Genomic DNA, 13,161 nt, shown 5'->3' on the forward strand with positions numbered 1-13,161 from the left:
AACTGCTAATACCCTGCAAAGTCACAGGAAAGATCCGGGAAACAGGAGCGCCGGACCAGACGGCAGCAGCCGGAAGCGGAGGCTGAACTGTTACTCATTTTCCCCGTCCAAAAACATGGGATCACACCCATACCGGCCCATCCGGTTTCCATAGATGATGCATCCGCCGCCTTCCGTCTCTACCGACACTACCGTGTTTTCTTCCACTTCCACCGGTATATCATACCGGAAGCCATAACCATACGTCCCCGTCCGGCGGTACGAGACAATCCCGTCTTCCGCCGCCTCTGCATTGGAAAACAGCGCCCTCTTATCCCAGGGCTGATCCGGAATTATCAGTTCCCCGCACAACTTTCCCTGTACGTAAATCCGAACTTTCGACGGATACTTCCTCTCATCCGTCAGCCTCGTTCCTTCCAGACATTTGCAGGAGGAAAGCTCAAGCCGCAGTATCTTATTTCCACAGTATCCCTTCGGCACCGGAATATGCCAGGAAGCGCGGCCGCTGCCTGCCGCCCACCATACGCGGCGTTTCTCCATGCTTCCCCTGCCGGTAAAGCCAGAAAATACTTCTCTGTCCGTGTTCTCCGGATTCCAGTAAAATGCCTCCGGTCCTGTCTCTTCTTCCGTCACAACTTCAAACTGCACATCGTGCTCACACAGAGTGGCGCCGCGGTCTGTGATCCAGGCAAACAGCCAGGCTCCCTTAATCCCCTCCGGTATCCTCACTTCGATTTCACCCGGTTTACCTGTTTCCAGCCATGGAATACCCATATTAACCTCACCGCCGTCCAGTTCCCGGTTCCACTGCCCCAGAAAATCAACACCAGCCAGGCTCCAGTGCACCCGAATATCACTGTCTCCCGGTTCCCTTCCTCTGATCCCGCCGTAAACCGGCACCTTTACCACCTCTCCCGTTTTCACCACGGTCAGCCAGGGCCTCGCCAGAAAGATAAAGTCCGCCTGATTGGCCTGCTCGTATCCAGCCGGCGTCATATCCCGATGCATCAGGCCGAAATCTCTTCTGACACGCAGAGAGGTAAACGGACTGGTGTCCTCATTCTCCTGAGAGGCCAGATTCATACGCACGTATCCCGCAAACCGGCAGATACGGACCAGGCGTTCAATATCATTGGTGTGTACAAACTCGCTGATAATGACCGGCTGCCCTTTCTGACAGTCCTTTCCTGTAAATACCGTCTCCTTCAACGGGTTCCTGCAATTTCTCTGAAGGAGATCGGCCACCATTTCATCCTTCATCAATTGCCGGTTTTCCTCGTTATAACAGTTAAACGCCGATCCCGGGTAATTCTGTTTATCCAGCCGTTCAAAAAAGTCCATCGCATCCGCAAATTCTGTCGGATAGCTGTGATAGTCCAGAATATCCGTCTCCCCGGTCTTTCCATAACCCGAATTATCCACCACCAGAATTCCTGGCGCCAGCCGTCTATACGTCTGTGCCGAAGTGCGAATCCAGTTCTGGGCCTCATCGTTATCCCATGGGCTTTGCTCGTGATCTCCGAGAATTCCCCATGACTCATTGAACACAGAACACATAACCACACTGGAATGGTAGTTCTGTTTCCTGGCCATAGCCTTCAGCCGCCGCAGATGCAGCCCGCGCCACAACGGATCCTTCCACGTCCCATAGAAACAGGAAGGAACCTCGTCCCATACCAGAACCCCCTCCCGGTCACAGGCGGTGTACCATTCCGGCTCATTGTCCTTGATGTGCATCCGGATCATGTTGTATCCGCATTCACCGGCCGCCTTTACATCGAAGGAAACGCTTCCCGGTCCCTCTCCCGTCAAAGAAGGATACGTATAGATCCCCCAGGGATTATACCCCTGGTCCAGAACGCCGCGGAGATAGACCGGATTTCCGTTCACTGTCACATACGCAGTCCCGTCCTTCACCGTCTTCTGCCCTACCCTGCGAAAGGAAACCCAGCGTTCATACGTTCCCCCAGAGCCGCTCTCCCCACCAACCGACGCGGAGAGTACATACCGGTTCGGTGCTCCGGGTTCCCACTGCATAAGCCCTTTTCCAAAGATTCGAAATGCAGCCTCCGGTATACCGCGGCTATTAATCGTTAAAGGCTCCAGCGCTTCGATCCTTACGTCTTCTTCTGGAATTTCAAGATTCATTTCTAAACGGCAATTAAAATCAACCGGTCCGGCCAGAACACGAAGAATCTCCAGATATCCTGCTTCCGTTTTAAACTGAGCCTCTTCTGTCCGGCCACAGTCCTTTACATAGACAGTCATGCAGTCATACGCCTCGCCGTATGTCGCATCGAAATCCACGGAAAGCCGTGTCTCTCCAAACTCGAGTACTGCCTCCGCGTGCCCCTCCGGTGCGCGGTAAAGGAAATCCAGGCGGTATACAGTATCTTTCTCTGTGTCCCACTTAAGAGTTCCGGAATCCACGCTCACCTCCGACATGGTCTCCGGATTCCCCTCGGCTTCTATTCTTCCGCCAAAACGGATTCCGCCATCCTCTTTTCGGTAATCATCCACCAGAATTTCGCTGATCCGGACTTTCTTCTCTTCCTCCAGCCAGACATTCTGCCAGATTCCGGGGCTGTCTGTAAACCAGAATCCCTGCTTTCCAAAACAGCATTGGTCCCCTTCAAACGGATACAGAACCTCCATGGTCAGCGTATACCTTCTGCCTGCCTTAAGCCGCCCCAGGCGAAGACGGCAGGGCGCATAAAAGTCCACCGTACAGCCAATTTCCTTCTCATCCAGCCATATCTTCGCAATTCCCGATACAGCTCCCAATACCAGCTGAACCCTCGTTTCCTTTTCCACGGAAATCTCCGTCTGCATCCAGGCTGTCCGCCCCTGTTCTCTCCAGTTACACCGAAACGAAGAGGCCTGATGCAGAGAATTGTCATCGGCCAGAAATTCTTCCCCAAAAGCCCGCAGAGACTGCCAGGAACCGGGAATCCGGATTCTCTGGTCAAAGGTATGCCTGCCGGGAAGATACCATTTCTCCTCTTCTCCCATTTCCAGCGGATCCATGGTGAATTTCCACACGCCGTTTAAGGAAGCTAAGAAACAGTCATTTTTTAATTCTCCCTGTGGAATCATTTCGCGGCTGTCCTGCTGCCAGTATGGCTCCAGGCACCATCGGTATTCGCTGCCCCCATGTTTCACCGGAAAATGGCAGAATCCCTGTCCTTCCGCCCCACCAATCACCTCATAATCCCCAGAAGGCAGATATCCCAGATCGAAACGCCCCCCATCGTCGGTAAGCCCGCTGTGTCCTGAAATCCCGGCCACGTGGAGCCATACCCGAGGCAGCGGCCGGCCCTCTCCGTCTACGCAGGCTCCGGCCATCCGCTCCCCATTTTCCCGGCCACTCATCCGGTATTTTCCCAGCACAGCCCCTGACTTCGGAGATGCATCGCAGTCATTCACGGCCATTACCGCCAGCCTTGCATACGGCTTTCTCCATGGAACTTCAATCGCCGTGCTGTCGATCAGTACTTCGCCGTCGCAGACCACGGAAAAGCCTTTCTCCGCGGCCTGAAATCCCATCCTGAACGGAGGCTCTCTCGTAAATGGTACGGACGCTGCCGAATACCACCGTCTGGGTCCGTCATAGCGAAACGTATCTCCCAGCGGCACGCCGTTGGGGATCCGCACCTCCAGCCGTCCATTACCCACGACGGCCAGAATATAACGGTCAAAACAGCCGTCCCCAAAGTAAAGGCCGATTCCCGCTCCATCCTGGATATTCAGGATCTCTGTCTCAAACCCGCAGGAAGCCGCGTCCACAAAAAACGAGGATAGAAGCAGGTGGCCGTTTCTGCATCTGTCATATTCCTCCAGATAAATTGTGCCGTCCTCCCGATAATGGCAGAATAAGTCCGCCGGGCTGTTCATATTAATAAAATTCCACTCGACATGATTGAAGTATTCTTCCATGCTTCTATCCCCGTTCATTTAATTTTTATTTGTCTTAATTCTCCACTTTCGCCATCTCATCGATGAATTCCTGTTCCATATTGGCGAGCGCCTCCTCCGGAGTCACCTTCCCGGCCATGGCTTCCTGAATATGGAATTCCATCACATCGTTTAATTTAGATGAAATGTATGGCACGTCCACGTCGGCCAGCGTCTTTGCATACTGGAAGGATTCCATCAGCGCACCGTACAACAGACTGGACTGTGCGACTCCCGGCACCTCGTATGTGGAGGTACGGCACGGGTCCATGGTATTTTCAATCTTTAACAGCTCTCCATCCTTTGAGGTCATGAATTCAATCAGTTTCCAGGCCAGTTCCTTGTTCTGGCTTCCTGCCGATATTCCAACTCCCCATCCTCCAAGAACAGGAGTTTTACCAGGAGCGACTGCTACGCCGATCTTATCCTTAACTGCCGAGGTATCCGACTGACATGTCAGCCACAGGCCAGGCCACTGCTCCATCATTGCGGCATTGCCGTTTGCAAAGAACTGATTGGCCTCGTCCCATCCCATCTGCATCCATTCCTTTGGAGCATACTCCTGAAGCTTCAATACGCGGTTTAAAGCGTCAATGCCTGCTTCATTGTTCATGTTAGGCTTTAAATTCTCATCCACATCGTCGCCGCCGCGGTTAATCCACAGCAGTCTGGTACAGCCCTTCAGCATGTTCGTGGAATAACCATAGTCCACAGGAGATTCCGGATTGACGCTCTTGGTGAAAAATTCCGCAACCTGCATCATTTCCTCATTCGTTTCCGGAACCTTCAGCTCGGTCTCATACTTCTCCTGATACGCCTTCTTCAAAGACTCATCCTCAAACAAATCCTTCCGGTAGAACAGAAGCTCCACATCCGGCTTATAAGGAATCGCACAGAGCTTGCCGTCATAGTTTCCATATGTATCGAACAGACCCGGCAGGAAATCCGAAGTATCGTAGGATTCGCCTGCATACTGGCTGATCATGGTATCAAGCGGCTCTATCTTGTCCGCCTTTGCGAAGCTGTGCAGGAAAGCGATGGGCGCCAGCACCACGTCATACCGCTTCGTATTGTTTAAATCCAGCTGCAGCTTATCGGTAAACTGCTCGCCGGGAATTGATTCCACCACTACCTTGGCCCCTGACAGCTCTTCAAACAGCGGAACCACATCGCTGACCGCCTTTTCAAAGTCTCCGGACATCACCGGAACGGTAAGCGTCTGACCTGCATACTGGCCGTGAAGCGTTCCATCCAGGTTCATATTGTCCAGCGTTTTACCAAACTTTTCAATCGTTTTCTTTTCAGAGGCTTCCGTCCCCCCAGCCGCTTCTGTAACAGCCGCCGTCTCCGCGGTCGTCTGCATTTCCTCCGACACAGCCACCTTACAGCCGGTCAGACCTACTGCCGCAACCGCCGTACAGGCCGCTGCCGTTGCCACTCGTTTCCATAATCCGTTCCTTCTCATCATTACTTTCCTCCTCGATTTATACTTCTATTTAAAATTTCATGTATTGCTCTTTTATCCTTTTACGGCGCCTGCCATCGTGCCCTTCACAATATATTTCTGTGTCGTCATGGATAATATCACAGCCGGTATCATAGCGATCACACCCGCAGCAGCCAGTGAGCCGGAAGGGGTATCCTTATGAGTCTGTACCATGCTGGCAATTCCTATGGGCAGCGTCTTCTTTGCATCGGAAGACTGGAGCACCAGTGCCAAGCCGAATTCATTCCATGCGCCGATAAACACCAGAATCGCAATTACCACCAGCCCCGCCTTTACTAACGGCAGCGCGATTTTCGTATACATTCCGTATTCCGTACATCCGTCGATCTCGGCCGCTTCATACAGCTCATCCGGTATTTCATAGAAGAAGCTGATGGACAGCCAGATCGCCAGAGGCAGTGCAAATGATATGTATGCCATAATGAGTCCTGTCATCGTATCCAGCAGATGGATCTTGCTGTAAATGATGTAATACGGGATCGTGTAAACCAGAGCCGGAATCATCCGGACTGCGATTACACTGTTCTTGATGATTTTATTTCCCTTGAAATGGTACCTGGACAGCCCGAAGCCTGCCATCGTAGCCAGCGCCAGGGAAATAACCGTCGTGCTCACCGCCACCAGCATACTGTTGGAAAAGAAGGTGGCGACGTAGGATTTCCGGAATATCTCTATGTAATTATCGAGATAGAGCGTATCGATCCACAGGATCGGCCGTTCCACGAACACCTGCGCCTTTGTCTTAAACGACGTGATGATCGTCCAGTAAACCGGAAAGAAAAACAGCACGCCCAGTAAAAGCAGAATGATGAGAAGTCCCGCAGACTTTACTATTTTCTTCTTCATGGTCATTCCCTCCTATTCTTCTTTGCCGGTAAGCTTCATAATCAGCAGGGAGAACAGCACAATCAGCACGAAGAAGATAAACGCGCCTGCTGATCCCTCACCCACGTTATAATACCGGAATGCCATTTTGTAAATGGTGGACGCCAGCGTTTCTGTGGAAGTCCCGGGTCCGCCATTCGTCAAGTTGTAGACAATATCGAACATCCGGATCGCGTCCATGAAACGCATGGTCAGCACCAGGACGGTAAAGTTACGAATCAGCGGCATGGTCACCTGGAAGAATTTCTGTCTCCAGTTCGCTCCGTCGATGGTCGCGGCCTCTAAAAGCTCCTCCGGGACGGTTTTAAGCGCCGCCATAAAGATAAGCATACACAGCGGTGTGGTGGCCCATACCTCTACGATGACAAGCGCGATTCTGGCCGGAACCACTGCGGACAGCCATTCCACCCGGTCAAGCCCCATGGAGACCAGCAGTCCGTTGAGCACACCGTAAATGGGTGAAAACATCAGCTTCCAAATGGTAGCAATCACGATAGGAGCGATCATCATGGGTATCGTAAACACGGTCTTCATCACTTTGGATATCCTGGGGAGAAAATTCGTCGTGAGGACCACTGCCAGCGTCATACCAAACAGGAGATTCAGCGCCACAGCGGATACGGTAAATATAAATGTCCAGCAGGCGGAATCCAGAAACTGCTTATTCGTCAGTACGCTCACGTAGTTTTTCAGTCCGATAAACCGTATGGTATCTGCATTCATGGATGTGTTATAGTGAAAAAAACTGATCCCAAACGAATACAGCATTGGTATAACGGAGAATACAACTAAAAATAATACCGCCGGAGAGATAAATACAAAAGCCGCTACCCGTTTCGGCTTATTCAGTCTCCTGCCATTTCCTTCATACATTTGCAACACCTTCCCTTCATCTGGACTCATTATACTATTTGAGCAGACTAATTAATATACTAACCTTAGTATAAAATAAATTACCTTCTAATTTTTCTCTATATTTACGCTCTAATTTGAATATTTTTTACAATATACTTGCTTTATTTTCCCAATATAACTATAATAATGGTATGCATTGCCCTTCAACCCCTTATCCGTAAATAGTATACTAAGTAAGGAGTAACCTCTTATGAACAGCATTCCACTCTACAAACAGATCATAGAAGACATTCTGTCCAGAATCCACGATGGAAGCCTGCAGCCCGGAGACCGTATCCCCTCAGAGCGGGAACTGGCGGAACAGTATTTAGTGAGCCATATCACCTCCAAGAACGCGCTGGCCGAGCTCGCGGACAAGGGATATATCACCCGGCAGAAAGGCAAGGGCTCCTTTGTAAGCCCCATGGAACAGCTGCAGATGATCGCAGAGTTTAACAGTACCGTCAACCACCGGACAATCTTAAAGTCAAAAACCATCGGTCTTATCATGCCCTCTATGAAGACAAGCATCGACCAGCAGCTTCTCAACTGTATCGAGGAGGAATTAAACGCCACCGATTACATTCTGGCCGTCACCATCACCCGGGAGAATCAGGAGCTGGAATCGGCCGCCATCCATAAGCTGAAGGAGCGCGGTGCCAGCGGTCTCATCATCTTCCCGACAGAGCATGAGATGTACAATGAGGATATCTTAAAGCTGAATCTCACCGATTTCCCATTTGTGCTCATCGACCGGTATTTAAAGGGAATACGGTGCAGCTGCGTCTATACGGATAATGAAGAAATCACCAGGACAGCCGTCCGCCATCTCCTCTCTCAGGGAATCGCGCATCCGGCCTTCCTGTCTCCCGACAGCCATAACACGGTAACCAGCGACCGGCTGTCCGGTTTTAAGGCGGCGCTGGAGGAGGGCGGCTGTCTTCTTCCTCCGGAGCATCAGTGCCTGATTCCGCTGTCCGTCACGGACCCTGCTGAAAAAGAAGCGCTTCTGGCAAGGTTTCTCGACAGCCATCCGGAGATTGACGGCCTGTTCTGTGTCAACCGAGAGTTTACAAAATACATTTCCCATATCCTGGACCGCCGCGGCTGGTGGGACCGTTACCGGATTACAGCCTTCGATTATCCCGACGATCACCGCATCTCCTATATCAGACAGGACATTCCCCAGATCGCCAGAGCGTGTGTAACCAGGCTGATCGAGTTAATTCAGGGAAAGAGGGAATATAGTCATATAGTCGTGCCTGCATCGTTTGTTCCTCAGAATCCCGTATAAGAATAAAGAGTCCGGCGAGCCGGACTCACGCGCCGGAGCGCGGTTGCTTCAGCAACCATATTTCCTTAGCGCCAAGTGCGCCTCCTGCCCGGAGGGCTTAGGTTGAAAGAAAAGAACAAAAAAAGTCGTAACTTAACAAGAGCACCAGTAAGCTGCCGCCCCAAAAGAAACTATGGAATAAAGGGTATCAGGCCATAGCAGGAGGGGTAATCACATAGCCTCGTTTCTCTAAACGTTTGATGGCATTTCTGTCATACTGTTCCTGAAATTTCCAGTACATTTCTTCAGGAATAGCGGAATAATCCGTATCGGCAGGATTAAATACCTCCTGCTTTTGGAACATGTGGTAAATGCATGTCAACACCATGCGTGCAATGGCGATGATTGCCCGTTTATGACCACGACGTTTTTTTATACGGTCGTATTTGTCTCTGAAGTAAGGAATTTTACTCTTGATGGCAGCATTTGCACACTGAACCAGCAGAGGCTTTAAGTACACCCCGGCTCTTGAAACATGGACACTCTTCTTTTTACCGGCACTTTCGTTATTCTCAGGAGTCAGTCCAGCCCAGGAGCACAAACGCTTTGAGGATTTAAATACCGCCATATCCACCCCGATTTCAGCAATGATAAAGGTTGCAGACTGCTCTGTAATTCCAGGAATTGTAGTAGCCAATTCGATAAATTTATGGTAAGGTTTAGCCAGGTCGGAAATCGTTTCTTCGAGAGTGGAGACGCACTCATTGATATCATCGAAATGCTTTCTGCAGACCTTAATCTTAACGGATTGGTCACGGCGCAGTTCATAACCGATTATGGAGGTTACAACATCATCTGCCTTGTCCTTTGCTTTTTTACGAAGCAGGGATTTACAGTATTCGGGGTCAAATACCTCACAGGTCAGGATATAGTCAACGATGGCGGTCGCTGATTTTCCAAAGGTATCTGAGTGGACGGATGCAAGGGCAATGTTGGAAACCGTAAGAGCATTCTGTAACCGGTTTTTCTCACTGCTGCGGTGACCAATCAGTTTCTGTCGGTATCGGAACAATTCCCGAAGCATGCGGATTTCCTTACAGGGGATATAACTGGAAGGAACAATATCAAATTTAAACAGATCAGCAATCCAGGCGGAGTCCTTGTCATCGGTTTTCTGTCCTTTAATAGCCCTGACATACTTGGGGTTAGCAACGACAACGTGACAGGAATCCTCCAGGATATTAAAAATTGGAATCCAGTATTTGCCGGTGGATTCAAGACAGACCTCAGTGCAGTGGAAAGAAAGAAGCCATTTTTCCAAAGCTTTAAGGTCAGAATTAAAAGTGGCGAAGCGCTTTCTGACATAAGAAGTAACGCCCCTGTAGTCTGTCAGAGCAATGGTAGCGACAAGAAATTTCTTGTGAACATCCATGCCACAGCAGACAAAGTGTTTGATGGATAACATAAAAAGGCCCTCCTAAGTAAACTAGACAGACATTGACTGGCTGTCCAGCAAAGAAAGACCTAAGGAATTGCTTTGACAATGATTAGGTTACGAGCTCAAGGCGTCACTGGTTTGTGCTTGAAAAGGCAGCCGGCACATGTTTTTATGCGGACTTGATCCCAAATGGAGGAACCGATTCTACTTCCTCCTCCGTGCTCTGTAGTGTATCTGTCTGAGGAGAGTTTAACATTAAAAATAAAATAGCGGAAGCACAAACTTGCTATTTCATAACTGGTTTGTGCCTAAGCGAAGCGAAAGGAATGAGAGTTTTTATGTAATAGGAGCACTTTTCTATTACATAAAAAAAGATCCTTATTCCGACTGCCGGCTTTCTCACCGGCCATCAGAAAAAGGATCTTTATTCATTTTCTTTTACACAAAAAGACAGATAGAAACGGGTACCGATTGATTTGACATTCATCCGATACCCGTTTCTACACTATCTCATCCATTGGACTTGATACCTCTTTTCTCTCATGTTTTTTTGTACCTGGTACTTTCTCTAACATGATCTATATGAAATTTTCCCTCTCTCCGCTGCTCTTCCGCCTCATCTATGTTTTTCGTTTATTCTCTTTCTTTTCATTCTTACTATCTGTTCATCTTTTCGTATTTCAAAATTTTCTTTCATTCCTCATTATACTTTCTCGTCATATAACAAAGATGATTATTCTTTTGTTCTACTGCTTGAAACAATCATAGTTCTTTAAACATTTCATAGATTTTATCTTATTTTTTTGATATCAGCTCTTTGATGTTCCTCTTTTGCTTTTATCTTATAAGATTGGTTTTTTTAGCATCGGCAGATCGGTTTTTCCTTTTGCCTAATTTATAATTTTTATTATAAATTAAGCTAAATTACTGTTTCTGGTGGACTGTACCTCCTTCTTCTATATTTTTGATTCTTAAGAGTTTGTTTCTTCTCCTTTTTCTTTAGGAGTTTTTGTTTTCTTATCTCTTATCTTGGCTTTATTATAGCGGATGCGTTTTGATTTGTCAATACTTTTTCTTTATTTTCTATATGTTATTTGCTAATTTTCAAATTGTATGCAATTATTACAATTGTTTCTATTTTTATACCCATTACTTGCCGTATATTCAACACTATTTTCTGAATTTTCGCTAAATTCAATCACAGGCACCTATAGACGGATTGTCTGCCGCCTGTTATAATACTTTAAAATAATTGCAGCAGATCCAACCAGACTCATTCCGGAGGTGTCAGAATGGAGAATAAAGATATTGTAACCTATTTCTACGAGACCGTAGTCTCAGAAAACCTGCTGGATCAGGTTACGCAGTACGTCTCAGAAAACTGTGTTGTAAAAGCCGGAGAAACCATCATTCACGTGGGTGTCGACGGTATGAAGCAGCATCTTATTGATGTAAAAAAGACTTATCCCGACTATACGATGAAAATCATCAAACAATACACCGATGGTGACTACGTGATTTCAGAATTTATCATGGAAGGGACCCACGAAGGCGAATGGATTGGAATAAAGCCGACACACAAGAGACTCTCCTTCACCGGTGTTGATATCGACAAGGTCATCGACGGGAAGATCGTCGAGCATGGAGGCGCAGTAAATACCTTCGATACATTATATGAGCATCATCTTATTAAGCCGGTATAGCAGAATCCAGTCAATGCAAAACCGAGTGCCGGCTTCAGGCCTGTTACAAATCCCTGCTTAATTTCCATTTCCCCCTGAGATAAAAGCTGAGTGACAGCGCCGTAGCGATCGTCCAGCCAATGGGCCACGACATCCAGATCCCGTCCGCACCAAACGGTCCGGCAAGCACGAAGGAGATCAGCACGCGTAGAATCAGATCGGCAAATGTGGCGATCATGAAACAGCCCATGGCGCCGGATCCCCGCAGCACACCGTCCGCCATCAGTTTCGTGGCAACCACCACATAAAACGGAGAGACGATCTTTAAAAATGTAACGCCAGTACTCATGGCCTCTCCGCCTGTCTGCTCCATAAAGATGGTCACCGCCGGACCGCCGAAGAAAAAGAACAGGATTGTAAAGGGTACGGCAACGCAGAACGCCATGAACCATCCGGCCTTGAATCCGCTCTTTACCCGTTCCTCCTGCCCTGCGCCGATGTTCTGTGCCGTAAAGCTGGAGAGTCCGTTTGCCAGCGTCGTAAACGAGGTAATCGTGAAGGTATTGAGCTTCACTGCTGCGCTGTAGCCGGCAATCACCGAGGAACCAAAGCTGTTGACCAGTCCCTGAATAAACATGTTGCCTACCGAGATAAAGCTTTGCTGGAGAATGCTGGGGACCGCAACCACACTGATCTTTTTCAGCATATTCCAGGAGAACAGCGGAAAGCTGCCCTCCGTCTTTACCTCCGCAATTCTTTTATGTACGGTCAGAAGCGCCAGCACACAGGCCGCTCCCTGGGCGATAAAGGTCGCCCACGCCACGCCCGCCACACCCCAGTGAAAGACGATGACGAAGATCATATCCAGCAGAATATTTCCCAGAGAGGAACCAATCAGGAAATAGAGCGGCGTCCTGGAATCTCCCAGAGATGTAAAGATGCCTGTACACACATTATAGAGATACAGAAACAGAAATCCGCCGATATAAATTCTTAAATACAGCGCTCCGTCCGAGAAGATATCGGCCGGCGTCTGAATCAGGTTCATCACCGGGCGGCAGAAGAGAAAGCCCAGAGCCATCAGGCCGAGACTCAGCGCAATACAGGCTATCAGCGTCGTGTAGATGGCCGTCTTCATCTCCTTCCACCGTTTTGCTCCGAAGAGCTGGGAAATGACGACCGCACAGCCGATGTTGCTGCCTACCGCCACTGCCATAAAGATCATGGTGATGGGATAAGACGCCCCAACGGCTGCCAGAGCCGCCTCACCTGCAAATTTACCAGCCACCACGCTGTCCGCGATATTATACATCTGCTGAAATATTACGCTGACAAACATGGGGATGGAGAAACGCCAGAGCACTGACGATGGTTTCCCTACTGTTAAATCCTTTACCATTGTTCTACCTCTTTCCTCACTTTTCCATACAAGGATAGATTATACTACTACTTTCAGGCGATTTTCAATGGAAAATTCGTTTTTATTCCGGTCTTTGTAACTGTTCAGCCCTCGCTTCCGGCAGCCGTG

8 protein-coding genes are annotated in these 13,161 nt (G+C 48.9%); 2 read left to right on the forward strand and 6 right to left on the reverse strand.

Features of this window, described 5'->3' with window-relative positions; genetic code table 11:
• Positions 1 to 90: 90 nt before the first annotated feature.
• Genes DFR60_RS01595 through DFR60_RS01610 form a run of 4 tightly spaced genes read right to left on the reverse strand, consistent with a single transcriptional unit; the run spans position 91 to position 7,219 of the window.
• Positions 91 to 3,936, reverse strand: a complete 3,846-nt coding sequence (locus DFR60_RS01595; RefSeq protein ID WP_207659478.1) for a glycoside hydrolase family 2 TIM barrel-domain containing protein — start codon at positions 3,934 to 3,936, stop codon at positions 91 to 93.
• A 34-nt stretch (positions 3,937 to 3,970) separates the two neighbouring features.
• A complete protein-coding gene (locus DFR60_RS01600) occupies positions 3,971 to 5,422 on the reverse strand; it encodes an ABC transporter substrate-binding protein (RefSeq protein WP_110321316.1) in 1,452 nt (483 codons plus the stop codon).
• Between the two features lie 51 nt (positions 5,423 to 5,473).
• Positions 5,474 to 6,307 carry a carbohydrate ABC transporter permease gene (locus DFR60_RS01605; protein ID WP_167437478.1) on the reverse strand — a complete coding sequence of 278 codons (834 nt, stop codon included), beginning with the start codon at positions 6,305 to 6,307 and terminating at the stop codon, positions 5,474 to 5,476.
• A gap of 12 nt (positions 6,308 to 6,319) precedes the next feature.
• Positions 6,320 to 7,219 carry a carbohydrate ABC transporter permease gene (locus DFR60_RS01610; RefSeq protein WP_167437479.1) on the reverse strand — a complete coding sequence of 300 codons (900 nt, stop codon included), beginning with the start codon at positions 7,217 to 7,219 and terminating at the stop codon, positions 6,320 to 6,322.
• A gap of 232 nt (positions 7,220 to 7,451) precedes the next feature.
• Between DFR60_RS01610 and DFR60_RS01615 the strand changes: the two genes are divergently transcribed.
• Positions 7,452 to 8,534 (forward strand): GntR family transcriptional regulator, encoded by a 1,083-nt coding sequence (locus DFR60_RS01615; RefSeq protein ID WP_110321319.1) that lies wholly within the window; start codon positions 7,452 to 7,454, stop codon positions 8,532 to 8,534.
• Between the two features lie 187 nt (positions 8,535 to 8,721).
• Here the strand turns inward: DFR60_RS01615 and DFR60_RS01620 are convergent, their stop codons facing one another.
• Positions 8,722 to 9,978 (reverse strand): IS110 family RNA-guided transposase, encoded by a 1,257-nt coding sequence (locus DFR60_RS01620; protein ID WP_110321320.1) that lies wholly within the window; start codon positions 9,976 to 9,978, stop codon positions 8,722 to 8,724.
• A gap of 1,265 nt (positions 9,979 to 11,243) precedes the next feature.
• On the opposite strand from DFR60_RS01620, the gene DFR60_RS01625 reads away from it, so the two are divergent.
• A complete protein-coding gene (locus DFR60_RS01625; protein WP_110321321.1) occupies positions 11,244 to 11,654 on the forward strand; it encodes an ester cyclase in 411 nt (136 codons plus the stop codon).
• Between the two features lie 43 nt (positions 11,655 to 11,697).
• Here DFR60_RS01625 and DFR60_RS01630 read toward each other — a convergent pair whose 3' ends face one another.
• The gene (locus tag DFR60_RS01630; protein ID WP_110321322.1) at positions 11,698 to 13,032 is read right to left on the reverse strand and encodes an MATE family efflux transporter; all 1,335 of its coding nucleotides are present in this window, start codon (positions 13,030 to 13,032) and stop codon (positions 11,698 to 11,700) included.
• Positions 13,033 to 13,161 lie beyond the last annotated feature (129 nt).

The sequence above is a fragment of the Hungatella effluvii genome, assembly GCF_003201875.1.
GTDB classification, from domain to species: domain Bacteria; phylum Bacillota; class Clostridia; order Lachnospirales; family Lachnospiraceae; genus Hungatella; species Hungatella effluvii.